This is a genomic window from Pseudoblastomonas aquimaris (genome assembly GCF_035481675.1).
In the GTDB taxonomy this organism is placed as follows: Bacteria; Pseudomonadota; Alphaproteobacteria; order Sphingomonadales; family Sphingomonadaceae; genus Alteriqipengyuania_B.
The window spans coordinates 980,110-1,003,354 of the sequence record NZ_JAYJJW010000001.1 but is presented as its reverse complement, the minus strand read 5'-3'; the positions used below and the strand labels follow the sequence as shown (position 1 = coordinate 1,003,354).

At 65.9% G+C, this 23,245-nt stretch carries 25 protein-coding genes; 17 read left to right on the top strand and 8 right to left on the bottom strand.

The features are described from left to right. Positions 1 to 6: 6 nt before the first annotated feature. From cobT to VCJ71_RS04855, 5 genes are all read left to right on the top strand, one after another. Complete coding sequence (gene cobT, locus VCJ71_RS04875; RefSeq protein ID WP_324639537.1) at positions 7 to 1,830, top strand: cobaltochelatase subunit CobT; 1,824 nt, start codon at positions 7 to 9, stop codon at positions 1,828 to 1,830. A gap of 62 nt (positions 1,831 to 1,892) precedes the next feature. Next, positions 1,893 to 2,366: a hypothetical protein gene (locus tag VCJ71_RS04870; protein WP_324639536.1), complete on the top strand. Its 474-nt coding sequence runs from the start codon at positions 1,893 to 1,895 to the stop codon at positions 2,364 to 2,366. Next, complete coding sequence (locus tag VCJ71_RS04865; protein ID WP_324639534.1) at positions 2,363 to 3,025, top strand: nitroreductase; 663 nt, start codon at positions 2,363 to 2,365, stop codon at positions 3,023 to 3,025. Before VCJ71_RS04870 ends, VCJ71_RS04865 begins: the two co-directional genes overlap by 4 nt. Positions 3,026 to 3,058: 33 nt before the next feature. Next, positions 3,059 to 4,498: a cysteine--tRNA ligase gene (gene cysS, locus VCJ71_RS04860; RefSeq protein ID WP_324639532.1), complete on the top strand. Its 1,440-nt coding sequence runs from the start codon at positions 3,059 to 3,061 to the stop codon at positions 4,496 to 4,498. Then, positions 4,495 to 5,433, top strand: coding sequence for a D-2-hydroxyacid dehydrogenase (locus VCJ71_RS04855; RefSeq protein WP_324639531.1), 939 nt, complete (start codon positions 4,495 to 4,497; stop codon positions 5,431 to 5,433). Before cysS ends, VCJ71_RS04855 begins: the two co-directional genes overlap by 4 nt. Positions 5,434 to 5,435: 2 nt before the next feature. On the opposite strand, the gene VCJ71_RS04850 is transcribed toward VCJ71_RS04855, so the two are convergent. Together VCJ71_RS04850 and VCJ71_RS04845 are read right to left on the bottom strand one after the other, a co-directional pair. Continuing rightward, a complete protein-coding gene (locus VCJ71_RS04850; RefSeq protein ID WP_324639529.1) occupies positions 5,436 to 5,792 on the bottom strand; it encodes a hypothetical protein in 357 nt (118 codons plus the stop codon). After that, positions 5,782 to 5,970 (bottom strand): hypothetical protein, encoded by a 189-nt coding sequence (locus tag VCJ71_RS04845; RefSeq protein ID WP_290135551.1) that lies wholly within the window; start codon positions 5,968 to 5,970, stop codon positions 5,782 to 5,784. The genes VCJ71_RS04850 and VCJ71_RS04845 overlap by 11 nt, the downstream gene beginning before the upstream one ends. A 142-nt stretch (positions 5,971 to 6,112) precedes the next feature. Here VCJ71_RS04845 and VCJ71_RS04840 point away from each other — a divergent pair, with 142 nt between their 5' ends. The 3 genes from VCJ71_RS04840 to VCJ71_RS04830 all read left to right on the top strand — a co-directional run bounded on the left by VCJ71_RS04840 (position 6,113) and on the right by VCJ71_RS04830 (position 7,956). Then, positions 6,113 to 6,799, top strand: a complete 687-nt coding sequence (locus VCJ71_RS04840) for a LexA family transcriptional regulator (protein WP_324639527.1) — start codon at positions 6,113 to 6,115, stop codon at positions 6,797 to 6,799. A gap of 108 nt (positions 6,800 to 6,907) precedes the next feature. Beyond that, complete coding sequence (locus tag VCJ71_RS04835; protein WP_324639526.1) at positions 6,908 to 7,225, top strand: hypothetical protein; 318 nt, start codon at positions 6,908 to 6,910, stop codon at positions 7,223 to 7,225. 56 nt (positions 7,226 to 7,281) lie between these two features. Further along, positions 7,282 to 7,956: an MBL fold metallo-hydrolase gene (locus VCJ71_RS04830; protein ID WP_324639525.1), complete on the top strand. Its 675-nt coding sequence runs from the start codon at positions 7,282 to 7,284 to the stop codon at positions 7,954 to 7,956. A 10-nt stretch (positions 7,957 to 7,966) separates the two neighbouring features. On the opposite strand, the gene VCJ71_RS04825 is transcribed toward VCJ71_RS04830, so the two are convergent. After that, positions 7,967 to 8,377 (bottom strand): MAPEG family protein, encoded by a 411-nt coding sequence (locus tag VCJ71_RS04825; protein ID WP_324639524.1) that lies wholly within the window; start codon positions 8,375 to 8,377, stop codon positions 7,967 to 7,969. Between the two features lie 240 nt (positions 8,378 to 8,617). On the opposite strand from VCJ71_RS04825, the gene rpmF reads away from it, so the two are divergent. From rpmF to VCJ71_RS04795, 6 genes are all read left to right on the top strand, one after another. Continuing rightward, positions 8,618 to 8,800, top strand: a complete 183-nt coding sequence (gene rpmF, locus VCJ71_RS04820; RefSeq protein WP_290135499.1) for a 50S ribosomal protein L32 — start codon at positions 8,618 to 8,620, stop codon at positions 8,798 to 8,800. 33 nt (positions 8,801 to 8,833) lie between these two features. Beyond that, positions 8,834 to 9,877 carry a phosphate acyltransferase PlsX gene (gene plsX / locus VCJ71_RS04815; RefSeq protein ID WP_290135498.1) on the top strand — a complete coding sequence of 348 codons (1,044 nt, stop codon included), beginning with the start codon at positions 8,834 to 8,836 and terminating at the stop codon, positions 9,875 to 9,877. Continuing rightward, positions 9,874 to 10,845: a beta-ketoacyl-ACP synthase III gene (locus VCJ71_RS04810; RefSeq protein ID WP_324639522.1), complete on the top strand. Its 972-nt coding sequence runs from the start codon at positions 9,874 to 9,876 to the stop codon at positions 10,843 to 10,845. The genes plsX and VCJ71_RS04810 overlap by 4 nt, the downstream gene beginning before the upstream one ends. Before the next feature lie 113 nt (positions 10,846 to 10,958). Next, positions 10,959 to 11,255 (top strand): integration host factor subunit alpha, encoded by a 297-nt coding sequence (locus VCJ71_RS04805; RefSeq protein ID WP_324639520.1) that lies wholly within the window; start codon positions 10,959 to 10,961, stop codon positions 11,253 to 11,255. 1 nt (position 11,256) lies between these two features. Next, positions 11,257 to 11,646, top strand: coding sequence for a MerR family transcriptional regulator (locus VCJ71_RS04800; RefSeq protein ID WP_324639518.1), 390 nt, complete (start codon positions 11,257 to 11,259; stop codon positions 11,644 to 11,646). A 60-nt stretch (positions 11,647 to 11,706) separates the two neighbouring features. Then, positions 11,707 to 13,140, top strand: coding sequence for an NAD-dependent succinate-semialdehyde dehydrogenase (locus VCJ71_RS04795; protein WP_324639516.1), 1,434 nt, complete (start codon positions 11,707 to 11,709; stop codon positions 13,138 to 13,140). Between the two features lies 1 nt (position 13,141). Here the strand turns inward: VCJ71_RS04795 and VCJ71_RS04790 are convergent, their stop codons facing one another. Genes VCJ71_RS04790 through VCJ71_RS04780 form a run of 3 tightly spaced genes read right to left on the bottom strand, consistent with a single transcriptional unit; the run spans position 13,142 to position 18,245 of the window. Beyond that, positions 13,142 to 13,669, bottom strand: a complete 528-nt coding sequence (locus VCJ71_RS04790; protein ID WP_324639514.1) for a SixA phosphatase family protein — start codon at positions 13,667 to 13,669, stop codon at positions 13,142 to 13,144. Beyond that, on the bottom strand, positions 13,666 to 16,383 hold the full coding sequence (locus VCJ71_RS04785) for an ATP-dependent DNA helicase (RefSeq protein ID WP_324639512.1): 2,718 nt from the start codon (positions 16,381 to 16,383) through the stop codon (positions 13,666 to 13,668). The genes VCJ71_RS04790 and VCJ71_RS04785 overlap by 4 nt, the downstream gene beginning before the upstream one ends. 56 nt (positions 16,384 to 16,439) lie before the next feature. Beyond that, positions 16,440 to 18,245 (bottom strand): SLC13 family permease, encoded by a 1,806-nt coding sequence (locus VCJ71_RS04780; RefSeq protein ID WP_324639510.1) that lies wholly within the window; start codon positions 18,243 to 18,245, stop codon positions 16,440 to 16,442. Between the two features lie 278 nt (positions 18,246 to 18,523). Between VCJ71_RS04780 and VCJ71_RS04775 the strand changes: the two genes are divergently transcribed. Beyond that, positions 18,524 to 20,140, top strand: coding sequence for a lysine--tRNA ligase (locus VCJ71_RS04775; protein WP_324639508.1), 1,617 nt, complete (start codon positions 18,524 to 18,526; stop codon positions 20,138 to 20,140). Between the two features lie 3 nt (positions 20,141 to 20,143). Here VCJ71_RS04775 and VCJ71_RS04770 read toward each other — a convergent pair whose 3' ends face one another. Next, on the bottom strand, positions 20,144 to 20,830 hold the full coding sequence (locus tag VCJ71_RS04770) for a prolyl hydroxylase family protein (protein ID WP_324639506.1): 687 nt from the start codon (positions 20,828 to 20,830) through the stop codon (positions 20,144 to 20,146). A gap of 70 nt (positions 20,831 to 20,900) precedes the next feature. Here VCJ71_RS04770 and VCJ71_RS04765 point away from each other — a divergent pair, with 70 nt between their 5' ends. Continuing rightward, positions 20,901 to 21,455, top strand: a complete 555-nt coding sequence (locus VCJ71_RS04765) for a cytochrome b (protein ID WP_324639504.1) — start codon at positions 20,901 to 20,903, stop codon at positions 21,453 to 21,455. A 93-nt stretch (positions 21,456 to 21,548) separates the two neighbouring features. On the opposite strand, the gene VCJ71_RS04760 is transcribed toward VCJ71_RS04765, so the two are convergent. Further along, the gene (locus tag VCJ71_RS04760; RefSeq protein WP_324639502.1) at positions 21,549 to 22,427 is read right to left on the bottom strand and encodes an RcnB family protein; all 879 of its coding nucleotides are present in this window, start codon (positions 22,425 to 22,427) and stop codon (positions 21,549 to 21,551) included. Between the two features lie 221 nt (positions 22,428 to 22,648). Between VCJ71_RS04760 and VCJ71_RS04755 the strand changes: the two genes are divergently transcribed. Further along, a complete protein-coding gene (locus VCJ71_RS04755) occupies positions 22,649 to 23,218 on the top strand; it encodes a pyridoxamine 5'-phosphate oxidase family protein (RefSeq protein ID WP_324639501.1) in 570 nt (189 codons plus the stop codon). Positions 23,219 to 23,245: the final 27 nt, after the last annotated feature.

Below are 23,245 nucleotides of genomic sequence, written 5' to 3'. Positions count from 1 at the left end.
GAACCATTGTCCGACGAAACGCCTCTCGACCTGTTCAAACGCGCCCTAACCGGCGCCTCGCGGGCGATTGCGCGCGAGGAAGAGGTGGAGGTCGCGTGGACCGCCGAAAGCCCGGTTCAGTCCGGCAATAATTTCCGCGTACCGATGCCCGCCCGCAACCTGCCGGCAGAGCAGGCCGCCGAAGCGCGCGGCGTGTCCGATCGCTTCGCCCTGCGCCTGCGCCACCATAACGAGGCGCTGCACGAAAAAGGCGCCCCGGCCGAGCCGCTGGCCCGCACGGCCTATGACGCGGTCGAGCGTGCGCGGTACGAGGCGCTGGGTGCGCGGGCGATGGCGGGCACGCGCGACAACCTGGCCGCCGCGCTGGAAAGCGAAGTTGCGACCGGCCCGCTGTCCAAGCTGGGCGAGGGTGAGGATGTACCGCTGCCCGCCGCGCTCCACCTGCTGCTGCGCGAGAAGCTGACCGGCGCGTCGGTGCCCGAGCGCGTGCGCGCCGAGGTCGAAAGCGTGCGCGAATTCATCGAAAGCCGCAGCGGCGACGATTTCGAGCGGCTGGCGCTGACGCTGGACGACCAGTCCGCCTTCCAGTCGCTGAGCCTCGACCTGTTGCGCCACCTCGACCTCACCCGCCCCGACGAGGCGCAGGACGCGACCGACGAGGATGGCGAGGACCAGGACGGTGCCGAGCCCGACGAGGACCAGGGCGACGACCAGACCGACGATCCCGACCAGGACCGGTCGAGCGAAGTCGCCGGCGAAATGGCGGAAGGCGACGCCGACGGGGAGGGCGAGCCCGAGTTCGACGAGAACGCCGAAAGCCCCGAGGGCGAGCCGCAGGACGAGGGCGAGGAGGGCATGATGCCCGTGCGCCCCAACCGCCACCCCGCAGACGAGTTGCTGGCGCTCGATTACAATGTTTTCACCGATGCTTTCGACGAGATCGTCGAGGCGGAGGAGCTGTGCGACAGCGAGGAACTGACCCGCCTGCGCGCCTATCTCGACAGCCAGCTGGCCGGTTTGCAGAGCGTGGTCACCCGGCTCGCCAACCGGCTCCAGCGCCGCCTGATGGCGCAGCAGAACCGCAGCTGGGATTTCGACCAGGAGGAAGGCCTGCTGGATGCCGCGCGCCTTGCCCGCGTCGTCGTCAGCCCCGGCCACTCGCTCAGCTACAAGATCGAACGGGAGGTCGAGTTCAAGGACACGGTCGTCACCCTGCTGATCGACAATTCCGGCTCCATGCGTGGCCGCCCGATAAGCATCGCGGCAATCAGCGCGGACATCCTCGCCCGCACGCTGGAACGCTGCGGCGTGAAGACGGAGATCCTCGGCTTTACCACCAAGGCGTGGAAAGGCGGCCAGAGCCGCGAGAAATGGCTCGCCGACGGCAAGCCGCAGAAGCCCGGGCGCCTGAACGACCTGCGCCACATCGTCTACAAGAAGGCCGACGAGCCGTGGCGCCACGCGCGCCGCAATCTCGGCCTGATGATGCGCGAAGGGCTGCTGAAGGAAAACATCGACGGCGAGGCGCTGATCTGGGCGCACAACCGCCTGCTCGCCCGCCCCGAAGACCGCCGCATCATGATGGTGATCTCGGACGGCGCGCCGGTCGACGACAGCACGCTCAGCGTCAACCACGCCGGTTATCTGGAGGCGCACTTGCGCAAGGTCATCGAATGGATCGAACGCCAGTCGCCGGTGCAGCTGGTCGCCATCGGCATCGGCCATGACGTCACCCGCTACTATCGCCGCGCAGTGACCATCATGGACGCCGAACAGCTGGGCGGCACGATCATCGAACAGCTGGCGGATTTGTTCGAGGTTGAGGGGTGATCACAGAGAGTCGATATTGGAAAGATCCGCTTTTGTGCGGAGCTGACATCATCGAGGAATTGATGTCCCTCGAAGACATAACAGAAGATCAATTTGGCCAGATCGAACGAGAGTTTTTTGTTGGCTTCTATGGCATCAGAAAGCTCTTCGAAGCTCCTGCTAAGCTCAGTCAAGTCACACGAAGACAGCTCCTGGATGTCGTGTACTTTGACCGTTTAGATAATACCGACCTAGTAGATTGGTACAATCGTTCGGAGTTTTGGGAGCATTACAACATCGAGTTCCCGAAGCGAGAAAGACGGGATGTGCTCTATGTAGCGCATCGGGTAACCCATAGCTTTATCTTCATGTTGGGTGAGGAAGAGTTCGGCAGCGGAATATATTTTACGAGCGACCGCGACAAAGAAAGTCGCTTAAATTTCATCACCACTTCTGAGGTTGCTCGGATTTTTCGCCAAGTCGGGTCAGACTATCCCGAGAATTTGAAGATGTGGCGCGATGATGTGACGGGTGAGATGAAAGTGGAAGCAAAATGAACGTCACCGAAGCCGTCACCAGCCGTCGCTCGATCCGTGAATATCTCGACACGCCGGTCGAGCTGGAGACGCTGCGGCGCGTCATGGACAAGGCGCGCTGGGCGGCGTCGGGGTGCAATTACCAGCCGTGGGAGGCCTCGATCCTCACCGGCCAGCCGCTCAGGGACTTGCAGGCGAAGATCCGGACTACGCCCCCGCAAGAGCTGGAATACGACTGGGACGCCCCGAAGGCGGAAGAGAAGTACAAGGAGCGCCTCTACGGCATTTCGCGCGGCATGTTCGATGCGCTGGGGATCGAGCGGGAGGACAAGGCGGCGCGCATGAACGCGATGGCGCGCAACGCCACCAGCTTCGATGCGCCGGCCGTCATGTTTGTCCATTTCCCGCGCCTGATGAAAGCGCCGCAATGGTCGGACACGGGCATGTGGCTGCAGACCGTGGCGCTGCTGCTGCGGGAAGAAGGGCTCGATTCCTGCTTCCAGGAATTCATGGCCTACTACGCAAACGTCATCCGCGACCACCTCGGCCTCGACCACGAACACACCATGTTCTTCTGCGGCATGGCAATCGGTTATCGCGATCCCAATGCGCCGGTTAACAATTTCGAGCGCGAGCGCGTGCCGCTGGACGAGCACGTCCGCTTCCTCGGCTGGGATTGACCATCGGCGCGCAGGCTATCAAAGCCGCCTGCGATGACCGACCTCAAGCTTTTCAACTCGCTCACCCGCAGCCTCGAGACCTTCGAGCCCGTCCATCCGGGCGAGGCGCGCGTGTATTCCTGCGGGCCGACGGTCTACAACTACCAGCACATCGGCAACATGCGCGCCTATGTCTTCGCCGACACGCTGGGGAGGGTGCTGCAGTGGAAGGGCTACAAGCTCACCCATGTCATCAACATCACCGATGTCGGCCACCTGACCTCCGACGCGGACGAGGGCGAGGACAAGATGGAGCGGATGGCCGCGCGCGAGGGGAAGAGCGCGTGGGACATCGCCAAATTCTACCAGCAGGATTTCGAGCGCGACCTTGCGCGGCTGAACGTGCAGTCGAAGCAGCACCCGCGCGCAACCGAATATGTCGAGGCGATGATCGCGTGGGGAGAGCGGATCGCCGAAAAGCACTGCTATGAACTCGACAGCGGGCTCTATTTCGACGTCTCGACGGTGGACGACTACGGGCGGCTTGCGCGTGCAGTAACCGATGAAGGCGAAGGCCGGATCGACACGGTCGAGGGCAAACGCAACGCCGCCGACTTCGCCATTTGGCGCAAGACCCCTGCTGGCGAAACGCGGCAGATGGAATGGGACAGCCCGTGGGGACGCGGTGCGCCGGGCTGGCACCTTGAATGCTCGGTCATGGGCGAGGCGCTTTTGGGCTTCCCGTTCGACATCCACACCGGCGGGATCGACCACCGCGAAATCCATCACCCGAACGAGATCGCGCAGAACCAGGCCTGGTGCTGCACGAATGGCCTGGACGATGCGCGCAATTCGGGCGCGAAGATCTGGATGCACAACAACTTCCTCGTCGAACGCAGCGGGAAGATGTCGAAGAGCGCGGGCGAGTTCCTCCGGCTGCAACTGCTGGTCGACAAGGGCTACCATCCGCTCGCCTACCGCCTCATGTGCCTGCAGGCGCATTACCGCAGCGAGCTGGAGTTCTCGTGGGAAGGGCTTGAGGCGGCGCTGACGCGGTTGAAGCGGATGGTGATGGCGGTAGAGCGGCTGGGCGAAGGCGATATCGGTGATGCCGACCATCCAAAATTTGCGCCGATGCGCGATAAATTTGCCGCAGCGGTCTCCGACGATCTCAACACCGCCGTGGCGCTCGTGGCGCTTGAAGAAGCGCTCGCGGTCAAGAAAGTCGATGGCGCCGTCAAGCGTGGCGTCATTGCCGACATGGACGCGGTGCTCGGCCTCGACCTGCTGTCCGTCTCCCGCGCCGATCTCCGCATCCGTCCCGCGTCCGCCGCGATCGAAGAGAGCGAGATCGAGGATGCGCTTGCCCGCCGCAAGGCCGCCCGCGCCGAAAAGGACTTCGCCACCTCCGACGCCATCCGCGACGAGCTTGCGGCCAAGGGCGTCGAAGTGATGGACGGCGATCCGCTCGGCTGGGAATGGAAGCTCGCATGACCAGGGCTGTCCTGTCCGCCATGATCCGCCCGCTGGTCGAACCGCGCCTGCCCGATTGGGTGGAGCCGCTGTGGTTCGCCTCTACCGAAGAACTGCTGGAGCTCGCCCCGCAGGCTGAAATCGGCTGGTTCGACTTGCAACAGCAAGAGCCAATGGCCGAGGCGGTGCGGCGGGCAGAGAAGTTGCAGTGGCTCAACTCGATCTACGCCGGGCTCGATTTCCTGCCGCTCGACCTGCTGCAGGAGCGCGGCACCATCGTCACCAATGGCGCGGGGATCAACGCCGTCACCATCGCCGAATATGTCGTGATGCTGATGCTGGTCCACGCCAAGGGCTACCGCGAGGTGGTGCGCGCGCAGGATCGCAAGGAATGGCTGCTCGACAGCCCCGGCAAGATCGAGCTTGCCGGCAGCCGCGCTCTGCTGCTGGGCATGGGCGCGATCGGCAAGCTCATCAAGGCGCGGTTGGAAGCGTTCGATGTGGAGGTCGTGCCGGTGCGAAGGTCCGCCGCCGAAGGCGCGCTTGGGCCGGATGAATGGCGCGGCAAGTTGGGCGAATTCGACTGGGTGATCCTGGCCGTGCCCGCAACGCTTGAAACCGACGGGATGATCGGCGCGGCCGAATTGAAGGCCATGAAGTCCGACTCGGTGCTGGTGAACATCGCGCGCGGCAGCGTCGTCGAACAGCCGGCGCTGGTCGCGGCGCTGGAATCGAAATCCATAGGCGGCGCGCTGCTGGACGTGACCACGCCCGAACCGTTGCCGCAAGACCACCCGCTCTGGGCGCTGGATAACACGCAGGTGACGATGCACCTGTCGGGCCGCGCGCAATCGAAGATGTTCATGCGCAGCGCCGACAGGTTCATCGAAAACCTGGCGCGGTGGGAGAAGGGCGAGCCGGTCGAGCCCCGTTTCGATCCGGCGCTGGGTTATTAGGTCTAGCCTTCTTCCAATAGAAGCAGTTCACAGGTCACCGACAGGCGCGGCTCCGGAAGTAGCGTATGGTCCGCGCTCACGATGACGGCATCGGCCACCAGTTGACCGGCCAGTGCGAATTCGTGATCGGGCAGGTCGGCGATAAAGCGTTCACCTGATGCAATCGCCTCGCCGGTAAAGACGATTTCCAGCGTGTGGCGGGTGCCGGCAAAGGTGATGCTGGCCCAGCTTTTCTCGACATGGCGCGCCAGTATGGCGTCCTTACCGGCCAGGGCCAGGACGGCATCGCGCAGGCGGTCGCCCGGGCTGCGGCGGATGCGGCGGCGGGCGGGTCGGGGCGGGGCGGTCTCAGCGGACATTGGCAGCCTCCCGGTAACCGGTCATGAAGCCTTCGATCCGCGCGGCGGTGTGCTGGCGCGGTTCGCGTCCCATCCTGAGATCGAGCACGAAGCGCGGGTCGTGCGCGGCAAGCCGACCAAACTTGGTCGGCGGCATCTCGTGTTCTCGCAGGAATTTCTCGATCTGGCGGATCAGCATTGGCGCTCCCCTGTCTGGCTGACTGTGTTGGCGATTCGGCGAATCTGTTCCGCTTATGTTCCAACGCAAATCCTACTTGTCTAGGAGAAATCCTATGCTATAGGAATTTTCTAAGGGTGACGCGTTTTGCGAAGGAAAATTGATGGAACATCTCGGTAAGGGGGAGCAGGCGGCGCGGCGCAGGTTGCAGGGCCTCGTGCGTGAAAAGGGGACCAGCCTGGCCGCATTGTCCCGGCTTATCGGGCGCAACGATGCCTATCTCCAGCAATTCGTGACGCGCGGCAGTCCGCGCCACCTGGACGAGGCGGACGAGAAGAAGATCGCGGAATTCCTCGGCTCAGCACCGGCGCTGTTCGAAACGCGGCGCTGGGACGAGAGCAAGACCGCGTCCTCGCCTTCCTTCGCGGCCGCACCTTTGCAGAGCGACGACCACTGGATCGATGTGCCACGCTTCCCGCTCGATGCGTCGGCAGGACCGGGAGCTTTCGGGGCGCAGGAAATTTCCTACGACGCGATCCGGTTCTCGCCGCGGTGGATGCGCGAAATGGGGCTGGAAGGCGCCGACCTGTCGGCCATCCGGGTGGAGGGGGACAGCATGGAGCCCGTCCTGCGCTCGGGCGACGAGATCCTCGTCGACCGCAGCAAGCGGTCGGCGGAAGGCATCCATGTCGTTCGGGTGGGGGAGGCGCTGCACGTGAAGCAGGTGCAGCTTGCCGGACCCGGCCGGGTAAAGCTGGTCAGCGCGAACGAGGATTATGCGCCGATCGACCTCGCGCTGGACGAGGTCGAGATAATCGGCCGCGTCGTGTGGAAAGGCGGGCGGATCTAGCTTTCCCTTGCGTTACAGCCGGTTGGGCGGAACAATCGCGCCCCGGCGGGGTAGATAGGGCAACCCCGCGCGTGGGACACAACGGCGCGGAACGTCCAGGAGAGAACCATGCGCAAGACCCTTATCCCCGCCGCCCTCGCAACCACCATGATGCTGGGCGGCTGCGCCACGGCCCTCGGCGGCGGTCTGCTCGGCGATATCCTCGGCGGCAACGACCAGTACGGCGAAACGCGTTTCGAGCGTGCCGCGGTGCAGGCCTGCGCCAACGAAGCCTCGCGCTACGGCCGCGTGGAAATCCGCGACGTCGACCAGATTTCCCGCGACATCGTGCGCGTCCGCGGCGACATCCGCCGCGACTACCGCAACTCGCGCTTCGAATGCGATTTCCGCAGCGACGGCCGGATCGTCGACTTCGACGTCGACTGAACTAGGCCGGCGCCCGCCGCTTGCATTGCGTGCCCGGCGCAGCCACATCGGCGCGCATGAGCCAGACCGCCCCGACACCGCCCCTGAAAGCCGCCATCCTGCCGGTCACGCCGTTGCAGCAGAACTGTTCGCTGATCTGGTGCACCGCCACGAACAAGGCGGCGCTGGTCGATCCGGGCGGCGATCTGGACATGCTGAAGGCCAATGTCGCGAAGGCGGGTGTGGAGCTGGAAAAGATCCTCGTCACCCATGGCCATATCGATCACTGCGGCGAGGCGGGCGTGCTGGCGAAGGAGCTGGGCCTGCCCATCGAAGGGCCGCACGAGGCCGATCGCTTCTGGATCAGCCGGCTGGACGACGACGGGCGCAAGTACGGCATCAACGGCCAGGTGTTCGAGCCTGATCGCTGGCTGCAGGACGGTGACACGGTGACCGTGGGCGAACTGATGCTTCAGGTGATCCATTGCCCCGGCCACACGCCGGGCCACGTGGTCTTCTTCCACGAGCCGAGCCGCTTCGCTATCGTCGGCGACGTGCTGTTCCAGGGCAGCATCGGGCGCACGGATTTCCCGATGGGCAACCACCAGGATCTGCTCGACGCAATCACGCAGAAGCTCTGGCCGCTGGGCGAGGACATCACCTTCATCCCCGGCCACGGCCCCGTCAGCACCTTCGGTCAGGAGCGCAAGACCAACCCCTTCGTCGGCGATCACGCCATGGGCGTCGCCTGAGGCGCGTTTCCTAGCTGTACTGGAACGCCAGCCAGGCGGCCACGCCGGCAAGGCCGACCAGCGTCAGCATCGTCACCAGCGTGCCGACCATCCGGCCCCATTGCAGCTTGCCGCCATCCATGCCGAGGCCGTGGAGGATGCGCCCGACGGCATAGGCGAGGGCAACCAGCGGCAGCCACCAGCCGCCGTGGCCCGACAGCTCGATGGCGGCGACCAGCACCAGCACCAGGAACGTATTCTCGGCGAAATTCAGCTGGGCGCGCATGCGGCGCTGGATCGCCTCGTTCCCGCCGTCGCCCACGCTCACCTTGTGCTTCTGCCGCAGGGCGCCGATGCGGATGGAAAGCCACAGGTTGGTGATCGCGGCCGCGGCGGCCAGCGCCAGCGTGGTGGGAAGGACGATGCCGGTGGTGAAGTTCATGCGGTATTACCCCCTGTCGCGCAGCCCGTCGCCGCGCGGTTCGTGCCCTGCCACGCCACGTGCGGTGTTGCAACGCGCGCGAAATCCTCTATAGGCCGCGCCTTCGCCGCCAACACGATGGACCGAGCGCGCAACCATCTGGGTCACCATATGGCCCAGATACGGGTTGTGCCGTTCCGGTGCTTCGCCTAGGGCGGCCCGCAACAGATATCACAGTGTATTCAAGGAACAGGTGCCGCCATGGCCGTCCCTAAGAGAAAAGTATCGCCGCATCGCCGGGGCAATCGCCGGGCACACGATTCGCTGAAGGTCGAAGCCTTCCACGAATGCGACAATTGCGGTGAATTGAAGCGTCCGCACAACATGTGCGGCCATTGCGGTTTCTATAACGGCCGCGAGGTTATGGCGCCCAAGGGCCTGTAAGGTCCTTCACAGCCTTAAACTGGAGATGAGCGCATGAGCCTGCCGCGGATCGCGATCGATGCGATGGGCGGCGATGAAGGCGTGCGCGTTATGGTGGAAGGTGCCGCGATCGCGCGGCGCCGCCACGACAGCTTCAAGTTCCTGCTGGTGGGCGACGAGGCGCGGATCAAGGCCGCGCTCGACAAGCACCCCGGCATGGCCGGTGCCAGCGAGATCCTGCACGCGGAAGACGTGGTGGGCGGCGAGGAAAAGCCGACCCAGGCGCTCCGCCGTGCCAAGACCACATCGATGGGCATGGCGATCGACGCGGTAAAGCGCGGCGATGCCGGCGCGGCCGTTTCCGGCGGCAACACCGGCGCGCTGATGGCGATGGCCAAGCTGGCCCTGCGCACCATTCCCGGTATCGATCGCCCCGCGCTCGCCGCGCTGATGCCGACGCTGGGCGACAACGACGTGATCATGCTGGACCTGGGCGCGAACACTGAATGCGACGCCCGCAACCTCGTCCAGTTCGCGATCATGGGCGCCGCCTACAGCCGCCTTGCGCTGGGACTTGAGGCTCCGCGCGTGCGCCTGCTCAACATCGGGACCGAGGCGAACAAGGGCACCTGGGACCTGCAGGAAGCCGCCCAGCAGCTGAACGAGGCGAGCGAGCTTGCGCTGCGGTTCGAAGGCTATGTCGAGGCGGACAAGATCAACCGCGGCGATGTGGACGTGGTGGTGACCGACGGGTTTTCCGGCAATATCGCGCTAAAAGCCATCGAAGGGTCTGCGCGCTTCGTGACGGACCTGCTGCGCCGCGCCTTTACCAGCTCGATCCGGTCGAAATTCGGCTTCCTCGTCAGTCGCCCCGCAACCGAGCTGCTGCGCCACCACCTCGACCCCAACAACCACAACGGCGCGGTCTTCCTCGGCCTCAACGGCGTGGTGGTGAAGAGCCACGGCAGCGCAACGACCGGCGGCGTCGCCAATGCCGTCGCAGTGGCCGCGCGGCTGGTGGAAAACGAGCTGACCGCGCGCATTTCCGCCGACATCGGCGCGCTCGACCATTCGGCCACCGCTGCGGGCGGCAAATGATCCGTAGCCACGTCATCGGCAGCGGCTCCGCCTTGCCGGCGCGCCGCCTGACCAACGAAGAGCTGGCCGCCGAATACAATCTCGACACCAGCGACGAATGGATCGTCGAGCGGACGGGCATCACCCAGCGCTATTTCGCGGGCGAGGGGGAAACCACTGCCACGCTGGCGACCGCCGCCGCGCGCAAGGCGCTGGAAATGGCTGGGGCCGACGCGAGCGAGATCGGCCTGATCGTGCTTGCCACCGCCACGCCCGACAACACGTTTCCCGCCACGGCTACTCAAGTCCAGCAGGCGCTGGGCTGCAACGGAGGCATCGCTTTTGACGTCGCTGCAGTGTGCACCGGCTTCCTTTACGCGATCGGCGTCGCCGATTCGATGCTGCGGATCGGCCATGCGAAAAAGGCACTGGTCATCGGCGCGGAAACCTTCAGCCGCATCCTCGATTTCGAGGACCGCACCACCTGCGTCCTCTTCGGCGACGGGGCGGGCGCGCTGGTGCTGGAAGCACGCGAAAGCGGCGAGGCGCAGACGGGCGTGCTTGGCACCAAGCTGCACGCGGACGGCGCGCATTGCGACCTGCTGCATGTCGACGGCGGTCCGTCGAGCACGGGCACGGTCGGCAAGCTGCGGATGAAGGGGCGCGAAGTCTTTCGCCACGCAGTGGTCAACCTGTCGTCGGTCCTGAAAGAAGTGCTTGAAGAAACAGGCGTTTCCGCCGCCGAGATCGATTGGGTGGTGCCGCACCAGGCCAATGCCCGAATCTTGGATGCAACCGCGCGCAAGCTCGGCCTGCCGATGGAAAAAGTGGTCGTCACGGTCGATCGCCACGCCAACACCTCGGCCGCTTCCGTGCCGCTCGCTTTCGACACCGCGATGCGCGACGGGCGGCTGAAAGCGGGCGACCTCGTCATGCTGGAAGCGATGGGCGGCGGCTTCACCTGGGGCGCCAGCCTGCTACGGCTCTGACCGGCGCTGTCGGCGCAGTGTAAAAATGCGCCCGCAAGCCTTTGCGAAAGTTCATCTATTTGCTACGCAAGTGGCGGATTCACTGACCCGGGTCGCGCTGGGAGGGATGGAAAATGCGTTCAGTCGGAACTCTTACTCGCGCCGATCTGGCGGAATCGATCAACCGCAAGCTGGGCCTCAGCCGCGCGGAATCGCTCGATCTGGTGGAGAGCATCCTTGCCAAGATGTGCGATGCGATGTCCGACGGGGAGAACGTGAAGATTTCAGGTTTCGGCACCTTCCTGCTGCGCGACAAGAAGGAACGTGTCGGGCGCAATCCCAAGACCGGGGTGGAGGTGCCGATCACCCCGCGCCGGGTGATGACGTTCCGCGCCAGCCAGAAACTCAAGGAACGGGTGATGGCAGGCTGACATGGCCGCCGGGTTCGACGACGGGAAAGACCCCTCGGCCCTCAGGACCATCGGCGAGGTTGCGGACGGCCTCGGCATAAAGCAGCACGTGCTGCGTTACTGGGAAAAACAGTTTCCCATGCTCCGCCCGCTCCAGCGCAGCGGCAACCGCCGCTATTATCGCCCTGACGATGTCGCACTGGTGCAGACCATCCACCGGCTGGTGAACCGCGAAGGGTACACGCTGCGCGGCGCGCGCCAGGCGATCGAGCACGGGCATGTCGGGGAAGTCGCCGATGCGGAAGCTCCGAAACCGGCCCCGGAAACCGCGCCTGGGGCGGCCGCTTCTCCGGACATCCTCGCGGCGCTCAAATCTGTCCGCAACCGGCTCGCCGCAGCGCTGGACGGCTGACACCCGGCCTGCCTAAAGGAGCGCGAACCCGCTTACGGGACGCGACCAGAAGGCAGACGCATGACCACCACTTACGACGCCCAGCCGGCCCTTTATATCGACGGCGAATTCCTGTCCGGCGACGGGCGCGACACGCATACCGTGATCAACCCCGCCACCGGCGAGGCGATCGGCGAGGTGCCGCTGGTGACCGCCGCCGATCTCGACGCTGCGCTGGCGGCATCGGCGCGCGGTTTCGAAACGTGGCGGGCGATGGATGTGGACGCGCGCGGTGCGATCCTGAAGAAAGCTGCCGCATTGCTGCGCGAACGGGCCGAAGGGATCGGCCGCACCATGACGATGGAGCAGGGCAAGCCGCTGGCCGAAGCGAAGAGCGAGGTGATGGGCTCTGCGCAAATCCTCGACTGGGCGGCAGAGGAAGCGAAGCGGCAATACGGCCGCGTGCTGGTGCGGCCCGCCGGGCAGCGCTCGATGGTGATCCGCCAGCCGGTCGGCCCTGTCGCCGCTTTCAGTCCGTGGAATTTCCCGACCTACCTGATGGCAAAGAAGCTCGGCCCGGCGCTGGCGGCAGGCAATTCCGTGATCGCCAAGCCGCCGGAGGAAACGCCCGGCTGCACGGGCGCGCTCATCCGCGCGCTGCATGATGCGGGTATCCCGAAAGGCGCGGCGCAGCTTGTCCACGGCGTGCCCGACATGGTGAGCCGCCACCTGCTGGCCAGCCCGGTCATCCGCAAGGTCAGCTTCACCGGCTCCATCCCGGTCGGCAAGCACCTGATGAAGCTGGCGGCCGACGGGCTGAAGCGCATTACGATGGAGCTGGGCGGCCATGCGCCGGTGCTGGTGTTCGACGACTGCGATCTCGACAAGACGCTCGACATGGTGGTGCCGCAGAAATTCCGCAACGCCGGGCAGGTCTGCGTCAGCCCCACGCGCTTTTTCGTGCAGGAGGGCATCCACGATGCTTTCGTGAAGGGATTTGCGGAGCGTACGGCGAAAGTCCGGGTCGGCAACGGCCTGGAAGAAGGGACCGCGATGGGGCCGCTCGCCAACGAGCGGCGTCCCGGCGCGATCGACGAACTGGTCGGCGATGCCGTGGCCAGCGGCGCGCGGCTGATGGCAGGCGGGGAGCGCGGCGATGCGGGCTATTTCTACCGCCCCACGCTGCTCGCCGACGTGCCCGACGCGGCGCGGGTGATGAACGAGGAACCCTTCGGCCCGCTGGCCGTCACGCAAAGCTTCGCCACGCTGGACGAGGCGATCGCGAAGGCGAACCGCCTGCCTTACGGGCTGGCCGCGTTCGCCTTCACGGAAGGGCTCAAGACCGCCAACCTCGTGGGCGATGCGGTGGAAGCCGGGATGGTCGGGATCAACAGCTTCGCGATCAGCGCGGTCGATGCGCCTTTCGGCGGGGTGAAGGATTCAGGCTTCGGCAGCGAAGGCGGGCCGGAAGGGTTCGAAGCCTATACGGTGACCAAGGCCATCCATCAGGGATAGGTCAGTCTTCGGGGCCGAGGTCCGGATCGAGGTCGCGCGGGCGGGTGAAGTGCACCAGCTTGCCGCAATCGTCGGCCAGGTCCGCCCAGTCGTCGATATCGCATTCCAGGATGGCGAAGGACGCGGTGGGGAACTTGCGCGCCGCCTCGTCGAACAGGGCATCTTCCGCGTCCGGCGCGACAATGTCGAAGACGAGTTCCTGCATGCCCGGATTGTGGCCGGACAGCAGCACGCGGTCGGCATCGCCGGCAAGATCGCGCACGACCTCCATCAGCGTGGCGGACGAAGCGAGGTAGCAGCGCTTGTCGAACTGCGGTTCCAGTCCCAGCTTCGCGCTTTCGAGCGTGCGCTGCACGCGCTCGGCCGGGCTGGCGATCAGCAGGTCCCACGCCGTACCCTCGTCCACGATATGCGCGCCCATCAACGCCGCACCGCGCCGCCCGCGATCGTTCAGGCCGCGGTCGAAATCGCGCAGGGCACGGTCGTCCCAGTCCGATTTCGCATGGCGCAAGAGGCCGAGTGTCTTCACGTGTCCTGACTTTCCGTAACGGCGGGCTCGCTTTCCGAAACACCGCTGCCGAGGCGTTGTAAAGCTTCCGCAAGCGTCAGGCGTGTGACAGGCGTGCCGGGCGGGAAGGCGGTCAGCAGGCGGCTGGGGAAGGCGGGCGAGAGGACGACGAAATGGCCGCGGTCCTCGCGGCTGCGGATCAGCCGTCCGAAAGCCTGCGCCAGCCGGGCGCGGATGATGCGGTCGTCGTGCGCGCTGCCCCCGTTCGCGGCGCGCCGGGCGCGGTGGAGGATGGACGGCTTGGGCCACGGAACCTGCTCCATCACCACGCAGCGCAGGCTTTCCCCCGGCACGTCCACTCCGTCGCGCAGGGCATCGGTGCCGAGCAGGCTGGCGGCGGGATCGTCACGAAAGATATCGACCAGCGTACCGGTGTCGATGGGATCGACGTGTTGGGCGTAGAGCGGCAGGCCCGCCCGGGCGAGCCGGTCCGCGATGCGGCCATGCACGGCGCGCATTCGCCGGATCGCGGTGAACAGGCCCAGCACGCCGCCACCGCAACCTTCGATGATCCGCGCATAGGCGCCCGCCAGCGCGGCAAGGTCGCCTTTCTTCACATCGGTCACGATCAGCACTTCGGCCTGCGCGGCATAGTCAAACGGGCTGTCCGCCTGCACCAGCCGCGGCTGCACCTCGATACGCGGGGCCCCGCTGCGCATGATGGCGCTTTGCCAGTCGTCCCCGTCGCGGAGAGTGGCGCTGGTCATGGTGACCCCGTGGGAAGGCTCCAGCACCACGCGGGCGAAGGGCTTCATCGGGTCGAGCCAGCGGCGGTGGATGCCGATGTCGAACTCGCGGCTTTCGTTGCGGTCGACGGCCAGCCAGTCGACGAATTCCGGATCGGCCGGGCCGCCCAGTCGGTCGAGCAGTGCCTCCCACGCGCTGAGCAGGTCGATCCGCCACGCCATCGCATGGCGCGCCCCGTCGAGCCGCTGGCGCCCCTGTGCATCGAGCCAGTCGGGCGCTTCTTCCAGCAGTTTTTCCAGCCGTACGCCCAGCCGGATAAGCGGCTTGCGGATAGCGGCGAGCGCGGCGGCGGCCTGTCCGGCCAGCTCGATGAAATTGCCGTCCAGCTGCGCGGCCTCGGTCTCGATCCCGTAGCCCGCGTCCTGCGCCCCGCTTTCGTCGCGGGCGTAGGTGAGGGCGCGCACGGCGGCGAGCAGCGCCTCCAGCGGGCCGGACGGCGCATTGTCCGCCAGCCGCTGCGTCCAACCTTCCGACGGAAGCGCCTCCGCCCCCTCGCGCGCGGCGGCGATCGCCTTGCCGCCTTCCTCGTCATAGCTCGCGATATCGGCCAGCCGCGCCGCAAGCCCGCGCCGCCGCCCGCGCGAATTGCGTTCCGGGCCGATCACCCAGCGGCGCAGTTCGATCAGCTCCTGCCCCGTCAGCGCGGCGGCAAAGGTGCTGTCGGCGGCGTCGAAGACGTGATGGCCTTCGTCGAACACGATGCGGGTGGGGCGCAGTGCGTGGTCGCGGCCTCTCGCTGCGTTGATCATCACCAGCGCGTGGTTGGCGATGACGAGGTCGGCCTGCGCGCTCGCCCGGGCGCTGCGTTCGATGAAGCATTTGCGGTAATGCGGGCAGCCGGCATAGACGCATTCGCCGCGCTGGTCCGTCAGGGCGGCAATCCCGCGCTTGCGGAACAGCGTGCCGAGCCAGCCGGGCAAGTCGCCCCCGATCATGTCGCCATCGGCGCTGAAAGCCGCCCAGCGCGCCACCAGCTGCGCCAGGATCGCCGCACGCCCGCCGAAGCCGCCCTGCAGCGCATCTTCCAGGTTGAGCAGGCAGAGGTAGTTTTCCCGCCCCTTGCGCACCACCACCGGCTTGCTGCCGTCGGGCCGCGTCTCGCCCCACGCACGGCGCGCTTCCTGCCGCAGCTGGCGTTGCAGGTTCTTGGTGTAGGTGCTGACCCAGACGGTGCCTTTCGCACGTTCCGCCCACAGCGATGCGGGGGCGAGATAGCCGAGCGTCTTGCCGACGCCCGTGCCTGCCTGTGCCAGCACCACGTGCGGGCGGCGGTCCTTGCCCCGTGGCGCGAACATGCCGCCGGTTTCGCGGGCGTAGCTGCGCTGCCCCTCGCGCCGTTCCGCGCCTTCGCCGGTCAGCCGTTCGAGCCGCCCTTCGATCTCGTTTTCCTCGATCAGCACCTGCGCGGGCTGCGGCCGTTCGGGGCTTTCCTCCCATTCGGGCAGGCGGCTGAAGAGCCACTTCTCCGCCCGCTCCGGCCGCGCGATGTGCGGGGCGATGATCGCCGCCCACGGCCAGCGCAACTTGGCGAGCGATTGCAGGATGCTCCACGCGCCTTCGCGCTGCGGCCAGTCCGCCGCCTCGCATTGTTCCAGCAACACCGCGGCGGCGCGCTGGAGCAGTTCGGGCACCGCATCGTCGCTGGCCGGTTCGGGCAAGCCGGTTGCGTGGGCCAGTCCCTTGGGCGTCGGCACGCAGAACTGCGCGGGGCGGACGAATGCGAACAGCTCCAGCAGGTCGAGCCCCGACAGGTCGGGATAGCCGAGCCGGGTCGCCACCAGCGGCGCGTTGAGGATCAGGGCGGGCGTGTCGGCTGCCAGCGTCACCGCTTCGCCCTTCGCCACGCCGCGCGTCTCGCCATTGGCGCTGCGCAGCCACGTGCCCGCATGGCTGGCGTGCAGGGCGGGGAGGGGAAGCGCGGCGACCATCCCAACGGTTTAGAACGAAGGTGGAACGATTGCCAAGCGCGGCGCGCGGCGATTGCTCAGAAAAAGAAGTGGATCGCAGCGCAGGTGGCGATGCCGACGATGACATTCATCGGCAGGCCGATCTTCACGAAATCCATGAAGCGATAATTCGCTGCGCCGTAGACCAGCGTGTTGGTCTGGTAGCCGATCGGCGTCGCAAAACTGGCGCTGGCGCCGAACATTACCGCGACCACGAAAGGGCGGGGATCGACCCCCAGCGCCTGCGTCAGCGATATTACCAGCGGGGTCATGATCACGGCAACCGCGTTGTTGGTGACCGTTTCGGTCAGCGCGCTGGTCAGGGCGTAGATCAGCACCAGCAGCAGCAGCGGGGAGGCATCCGCCAGCACGGGCTGCAACGTATCGACGATCAACTGGATGGTCCCGGCCTCGTCCAGCCCCATCCCGAAGGCGAGCATGGCGAAGATCAGTACCAGCGTGCTGCCGTCGATCGCGCTCCACGCCTCTTCGGGCTCGATGCAGCGGGTCAGCAGGACCACCGCGACCCCGGCAATGGCCAGCGCCACGATGGGCAGGTCGAAAATCGCCGCGCCCAACACCACGGCGGCCAGCGTGGCGATGGCGATGGGCGCACGTGCGCGGCGGAAGCTCTGCACGGGGGCATCCCCGACTTCGGCCAGGTCGACGTTACGCTGCAGGGTCACGACCGCATCGTCACCCGTGGCGATCAGCAGGCGGTCGCCGGCGCGCACGCGGGCGTTGGCAAGGTCCGGCCCGGCGAGGTGGCGCGGACGGGCGAGGCCGAGCACGCGGACCTTCAGGCGCGACAGCATCGGGATCTCGGCCAGCCGGCTGCCGATCATCGGGTGGGACGGGGTGATGACCGCCGTGACGAGCCGCGTGTCGGTCGATCGTTTTTCCTTGGCCGTCGCGATCCCGCCACCGACGCCGGTCAGGCCGATGCGGAAATCGCGCCCTTCGGCAAAGGAGGCGACTTCGGTGGGGCTGGCGGCGATGACCAGCTGGTCGCCCGCGGCAAGGACGATATCGGACACGTTCCTGCGCTCCAGTTCGCCGCCCTGCCGCACGGCCAGGATGCGTACGCCCGGGCGGCGCGACATGCGCGTATCGCCCAGCTTCTGGCCGATCAGCGGGCTGTCCTCCGCCACCACCAAATGACTGAGGTAACTTTCGTTCTCCGCCATCGCCTCGTCCTGCCGGCCGGGGCGGTCGGGCAGCAGGACGGGGCCGAGCACGACCAGCGTGGCGACACCGGCCGCTGCGGTGACGAGGCCGACCAGCGAAATCTCGAAGATCCCGAAGGGGGCAAGGCCAGCCTCGGTCGCGACACCGTCCACCAGCAGGTTGGTGGAAGTGCCGATCAGGGTAATCGTGCCGCCAAGGATCGAAAGATAGGACAGCGGGATCAGCAGGCGGGTGGATGCCGTGCCCAGCACGCGCGCCAGCCGCTTCAGGATGGGGATCATCACGATCACCACCGGCGTGTTGTTCATGAAGGCCGAGGCCGCGAGCGTGCCGGCACCGACTTCCGCCACCGCCAGCCGCGGCTTGCGCAGAGTGCGGCGGATGACCCAGCCCGAAATCTCCTCCAGCGCGCCCGTGCGCAGCAAAGCGCCGCTCAGCACGAACATCGCCCCGATGGTAACCGGCGCGTTGTTGCCGAACACGCCCAGGATCGCGTCGGGATCGACGAAGCCCAGCGCCAGCACGATGACCGCCCCTGCCACGGCGATGGTCACCGGCGGACGGCGTTCGAGGAAAAACGCGACGAATATCCCGACGAGGAGGGCGAGGCCGATAAGCGCCGAATGCGAATCGATGAAGGACATCACGGCGGCCATGTGGGCTGGTGATTACTGCTTCGAAAGAAGGGCGAATAGCGGCAATCGAACGGGGCCGCATTTTCCTACTCGCCTCTTTGCAGCGATACTATCCGCGCCATGAATATCGCCTGCGCCTCCCTTCATGCCCCTGCGCCGTCCGCCCGCAGGCTCCCAGCGGTTTTGCGACAGGACCGTGTTCCATGTGTTCCATCGATGAGGATGCGCCGGGCGCGGCTCCTACGCCGATCCAACAGTTCGCACTTGCAACACGGGGCCGCTTGGCCAATGTGCCGCGCATGACCGATACCGTGCTGCAAGACGCCGCCCGCAACTCCAAGGCCTGGCCGTTCCAGGAGGCGCAGCGGCTGGCCAAACGCTATCCCGGCGGCACCAAGCCCGATGGCTCGCCGGTGCTGTTCGAAACCGGCTACGGGCCCAGCGGGCTGCCGCATATCGGCACCTTCCAGGAAGTGCTGCGGACCACCTTCGTGCGCCGCGCCTACGAAGCGCTGACCGGCGCGCCGACGCGGCTGGTCGCCTTCAGCGACGACATGGACGGGTTCCGCAAGGTGCCGGAGAACCTGCCGAACCAGGCCATGCTGGCAGAGCACCTGCACAAGCCGCTCAGCCGCATTCCCGACCCCTTCGGCAAGTACGAGAGCTTCGCCGCGCACAACAACGCGATGCTGCGCGAGTTCCTCGACCGGTTCGGCTTCGAATACGAGTTCATCGCGTCGAGCGACATGTACAACACCGGCAAGTTCGACGATGCCTTGCGCGGCGTGCTGCGCAACAACCAGGCGATCCTCGACATCATGCTGCCGACGCTGCGGGCCGAGCGCGCCGCGACCTACTCGCCGATCATGCCCATCAGCCCGGCCAGCGGCAACGTGCTGCAGGTTCCGGTGGAAGTGGTCGATGCCGAGGCCGGCACCATCCGCTTCACCGACGAGGACGGCACCGTGGTCGAGCAGAGCGCGCTGGGCGGGATGGCCAAGCTGCAATGGAAGGTCGACTTCGCCATGCGCTGGGTGGCGCTGGGCGTCGATTACGAGATGTACGGCAAGGACCTGACCGACACCGGCGTGCAGTCCGGCAAGATCGCGCAGGTGCTTGGCGGACGGAAGCCCGAAGGCCTAATCTACGAGTTGTTCCTGGACGAGAAGGGCGAGAAGATCTCCAAGTCCAAGGGGAACGGCCTGACGATCGAGGAATGGCTGACCTACGGCAGCGACGACAGCCTGGGCTTCTACATCTTCCCCAATCCCAAGAGCGCGAAGCAGCTCCACGCCGGGGTGATCCCGCGCGCGGTCGACGATTACTGGGCCTTCCGCGAGCGGCTGGCCGAGCAGGATCTCGACAAGCAGTTGGGCAATCCGGCGTGGCACCTGCTGCGCGCCAATATCGCGCAAGCCGGGCCGAATGCGCCGGGCGCGGGCGACAGCCTGCCGGTGACCTATGCGCTGCTGCTCAACCTGATCGGCGTGCTGGGCGCGGAAGCGGATGCGGAGCAGGTGTGGTCCTACCTTGCCAACTACGTGCCCGATGCCGATCCGGAGCAGCATCCGCAGCTCAATGCGCTGATCGACCGGGCGCTGGCCTACAACCGAGACTTCGTGGCCCCGACACTGCAGAAGCGCGCGCCGGTGGGCGGCGAGATCTACGGATTGCAGAACCTCGATCGCAGGCTGGCAGCGGCCGATGAGGGCACTACTGCCGAGGACCTGCAGACCATCGTCTACGAAATCGGCAAGAGCGAAGAAGTGGGCGCGGAGAACCTGCGCGACTGGTTCCGCGCGCTTTACGAAACGCTGCTGGGATCGAGCCAGGGACCGCGCATGGGCAGCTTCATCGCGCTGTATGGTATCGACAACACCCGCCGCCTGATCGCCGAGGCGCTGGACCGCGCGTGAGGATCAGCCCCACTTCCTGACGCGGTACCACTTGGTGATGACGTATTTCTGGCCCTTCACCACGGGGCTGCCGGAATGCATCGTATCCTCGTTCGGCGTGCCGTCGGGCAGGGCGTTGTTCCACATCAGCAGGGTGCCGCGCTGCGGCTTCACGCCGAAGCCGGCATGCTGGAAGTCGGTGTGCCCGCCTTCCTCCACCTCGTTGAGGAACGCCATCGCCGTGTAGCAGCGCTGCCCGCCGCGCTTCTGTTCCAGCGGCCAGCAGCTTTCGTCGGTTGGGTGGAACCAGTCGAAATGCGGCTTGAATTCCTGGCCGGGCAGATAGCGCTGTCCCTGGATCGCCTCCCCTTGGACGGGATTTAGTCCGAGCAGGTCGTCGATCCGCCGGCTGATCGATTTCACCAGCGGATTGTTGGGATCGACATTGCCCGAATAGCTGGTGCGATAGGCATCGGTGTAATCAGACTTGTAGGTCTGGCTGGGCTTGGCGACGGCGTCGATCTGGCGGATCAGATTGTCACACTCCGACGGACGGATGAAATTGCCGACCGCAAAGATTTCCGCGGCCTCGGTCGGAAACTTGAAGACGGTTTCGTCTTCCTCCAGCCGCTTGCGAACCTTTTCGCCGATACGGCGCAAGGCATCCTTGTCGGGTATCTTGTCGGGAAAGGGAAATTTCTTGTCAGCCATAGAACGCGGAAATAGCGCTTGCAGCGCTGCTCGCAAGGGAAGAAAACGCGGTCCTGACAAGGAGATCGGAATGATCGATGACGACGTGCAGCGCCGCTATTCCGCCGGGGCGATGTTCTTTCACTGGGTTATCGCCATCGCGGTAATCTGGAACTGGCGACTGGCGGAAAATGCCCACCATGCCGCCGACCGGGCGGAAAGGATGGCCATTTTCGCCGATCACAAGGCGCTCGGCATTACGATCCTGGTGCTGACGCTGGCGCGGCTGGCATGGCGGATCGGCCATCCGGCGCCGCCGATGCCGGCGGGAATGGCAGCCTGGGAAAAGGCGTTGGCGAAAACGACCCACGTCATCTTCTACGTCCTGCTCATCGGCCTTCCCATCGGCGCCTGGCTCGCGAATTCGATGGCCGGTCGCGATATCGATTTCTTCGGCCTGTTCACGATCCCGCCTCTGCCGGTGGGTGAGAACGGCGGCCTTGCAGAAACGATCTTCGGGATCCACGGCACTGCCGGCGGACTGATGATCTGGCTGATCGGCCTGCATATCCTCGGCGCGCTGAAGCACACCTTTTTCGACAAGCGCGGCGGCCTTTCCCGCATGCTGCCCTTCGGCAAGGCCTGACCCGATACGAAGAAGCCCCCGCTCCCCGTGATGGGGGGCGAGGGCTTCCCGCAAATCCGCCGGGCGATCCATCCCGGCGGAGAGGAGCGTGGCTTACCAGAAGAAGTTGTATTCTACGTCGACCACTTCGCCGGTGTAGATATTCACCAGCAGCACGTCGTCGTAATAGCGGACCCAGCGATAGGGGCCGTAGACCGGCGGCAGGCGATAGCGCCACGGATCGTTGATGTAGTAGCGATCCGAAAAGAAGAGGCTGTCGAGAAAATAGCCGATGCTCAGGCGGCGATAGCGATAGTCGCGGTAGGGCGAGTAATAGATCCCGATCCGGAACCGGTCGCGATTGGCACGGCGATAGTTGTACCAATTGTACCGGCGATCCTGCCGCCAGCGGTTGTTCCAGCGCTGGTACTGGCCGTCACGATAGTCGCGGCGCGCTTCGCGGTAACCGGCCCGACGACCGTCACGATAGGCATCGCGGCGCTCGTAGCGGTCGCGGCGCGTGTCGGCACGGCGGCCGTCGCGGTAACCATCGCGATACGTCTCGCGACGATCGTAGCGGCGGTCGGCACGACGTTCGGTGCGGCGGTCGTAGCGACGTTCTGCACGCCGATCATTCCGGGTGTCACGCGTCCGCGTTTCTGCGGGTCGAACGCTGCGGCGTTCAGCCCTACGTTCGGTGCGGATCGGGGTGGCGCGACGCTCCCCACGACGCTCGGCGCGTTGGGGCGCGCGGCGCTCTGTCCGTTGTGGTGCGCGGCGTTCTGCGCGACGTTCGGCGCGCCGCTCGGAACGGTCGCCGCGGCGTTGCTGGGCATCACGGGCCGCCCGGCGCTGCGCGCGTCGGTCCTGCCGGTCAATGTTTTCGCCTCCGCCCGGACGGGCTTCGGCCATGGCGACGTCATCATACGCCGCGACCTCGGCAGCCAGGGCCGGGGGCGCGCCGAAAGCGATGGCGGCAGTAAGCGCTGCCATACCGCTGGACTTCAAGAAACTGGCGAGCTGCATGCGCGGCATCTCCTTTGGGGGCCGCATAGCAATCGGGGCGGCTTTGTTGTCGATGTCGCAAGATGTATCGGGCCTACCCTGACGGTTCACTGAACTGGGCAGTAACCTTAACGTTCATCTTGACGACGACCTTTGTGAACGATCTCGCGGGCCTTGCAAAGACTTGGGCAATCGGTCACGCGGCACGGATGTACGACAGTTTCGAGGCCATCCGCGAGGACATCGCCAAACGGCTTGGAGAGGCGGCTTCCGATCGCAAATCGCCCATGCACACGCCGGTGGTGGCGACCGCCGATGCCGATGCGCGGGTCATGGTCCTGCGCGGCTGGGATGCGGACAGCGGCACACTGCGTTTCCACACCGATGCCCGCGCGCCGAAATGCTCCGCCATCGGCAGCGGTGCACCGGTGGGCGTGGTATTCTACGACAGGGAAGCGAAGATCCAGCTTCGCCTGCACGGCACCGGGCGTATCGAAACGGACAGCGCGGCGGCAGACCGGGCTTGGGAGGAAAGCAGCAACTTCTCGCGCCGCTGTTACTTGGGGGAGGGGCCGGGCGCAGTCTCGGACGAACCGACCAGCGGCCTGCCCGACTGGGCGGAAGGTGAAGAGCCGAGCGAACAGGAACTCGGCCCGGCGCGCGAGAATTTCGCTATCCTGCTGGTCGAAGTGCAAACGATGGACTGGTTCCACCTCGCCAACACCGGCCACTGCCGCGCCTTGCTTACAGCAGATGGCGGCCAGTGGATCGCGCCCTGATCGCTTAGAACGTCCTTAATGCACCCG

What these genes read in the sequence shown, in the direction of transcription:
- VCJ71_RS04840 (WP_324639527.1), top strand. Translation starts at nt 6,113, where the DNA reads ATGGAACATCTCGGTAAGGGGGAGCAGGCGGCGCGGCGCAGGTTGCAG.
- cysS (WP_324639532.1), top strand. Translation starts at nt 3,059, where the DNA reads ATGACCGACCTCAAGCTTTTCAACTCGCTCACCCGCAGCCTCGAGACC.
- rpmF (WP_290135499.1), top strand. Translation starts at nt 8,618, where the DNA reads ATGGCCGTCCCTAAGAGAAAAGTATCGCCGCATCGCCGGGGCAATCGC.
- VCJ71_RS04865 (WP_324639534.1), top strand. Translation starts at nt 2,363, where the DNA reads ATGAACGTCACCGAAGCCGTCACCAGCCGTCGCTCGATCCGTGAATAT.
- VCJ71_RS04870 (WP_324639536.1), top strand. Translation starts at nt 1,893, where the DNA reads ATGTCCCTCGAAGACATAACAGAAGATCAATTTGGCCAGATCGAACGA.
- VCJ71_RS04755 (WP_324639501.1), top strand. Translation starts at nt 22,649, where the DNA reads ATGTACGACAGTTTCGAGGCCATCCGCGAGGACATCGCCAAACGGCTT.
- VCJ71_RS04770 (WP_324639506.1), bottom strand. Translation starts at nt 20,830, where the DNA reads ATGGCTGACAAGAAATTTCCCTTTCCCGACAAGATACCCGACAAGGAT.
- VCJ71_RS04785 (WP_324639512.1), bottom strand. Translation starts at nt 16,383, where the DNA reads ATGGTCGCCGCGCTTCCCCTCCCCGCCCTGCACGCCAGCCATGCGGGC.
- VCJ71_RS04805 (WP_324639520.1), top strand. Translation starts at nt 10,959, where the DNA reads ATGCGTTCAGTCGGAACTCTTACTCGCGCCGATCTGGCGGAATCGATC.
- VCJ71_RS04795 (WP_324639516.1), top strand. Translation starts at nt 11,707, where the DNA reads ATGACCACCACTTACGACGCCCAGCCGGCCCTTTATATCGACGGCGAA.
- VCJ71_RS04830 (WP_324639525.1), top strand. Translation starts at nt 7,282, where the DNA reads ATGAGCCAGACCGCCCCGACACCGCCCCTGAAAGCCGCCATCCTGCCG.
- VCJ71_RS04810 (WP_324639522.1), top strand. Translation starts at nt 9,874, where the DNA reads ATGATCCGTAGCCACGTCATCGGCAGCGGCTCCGCCTTGCCGGCGCGC.
- VCJ71_RS04780 (WP_324639510.1), bottom strand. Translation starts at nt 18,245, where the DNA reads ATGGCCGCCGTGATGTCCTTCATCGATTCGCATTCGGCGCTTATCGGC.
- VCJ71_RS04800 (WP_324639518.1), top strand. Translation starts at nt 11,257, where the DNA reads ATGGCCGCCGGGTTCGACGACGGGAAAGACCCCTCGGCCCTCAGGACC.
- VCJ71_RS04775 (WP_324639508.1), top strand. Translation starts at nt 18,524, where the DNA reads ATGACCGATACCGTGCTGCAAGACGCCGCCCGCAACTCCAAGGCCTGG.
- VCJ71_RS04765 (WP_324639504.1), top strand. Translation starts at nt 20,901, where the DNA reads ATGATCGATGACGACGTGCAGCGCCGCTATTCCGCCGGGGCGATGTTC.
- VCJ71_RS04760 (WP_324639502.1), bottom strand. Translation starts at nt 22,427, where the DNA reads ATGGCAGCGCTTACTGCCGCCATCGCTTTCGGCGCGCCCCCGGCCCTG.
- VCJ71_RS04855 (WP_324639531.1), top strand. Translation starts at nt 4,495, where the DNA reads ATGACCAGGGCTGTCCTGTCCGCCATGATCCGCCCGCTGGTCGAACCG.
- VCJ71_RS04850 (WP_324639529.1), bottom strand. Translation starts at nt 5,792, where the DNA reads ATGTCCGCTGAGACCGCCCCGCCCCGACCCGCCCGCCGCCGCATCCGC.
- plsX (WP_290135498.1), top strand. Translation starts at nt 8,834, where the DNA reads ATGAGCCTGCCGCGGATCGCGATCGATGCGATGGGCGGCGATGAAGGC.
- VCJ71_RS04825 (WP_324639524.1), bottom strand. Translation starts at nt 8,377, where the DNA reads ATGAACTTCACCACCGGCATCGTCCTTCCCACCACGCTGGCGCTGGCC.
- VCJ71_RS04835 (WP_324639526.1), top strand. Translation starts at nt 6,908, where the DNA reads ATGCGCAAGACCCTTATCCCCGCCGCCCTCGCAACCACCATGATGCTG.
- VCJ71_RS04845 (WP_290135551.1), bottom strand. Translation starts at nt 5,970, where the DNA reads ATGCTGATCCGCCAGATCGAGAAATTCCTGCGAGAACACGAGATGCCG.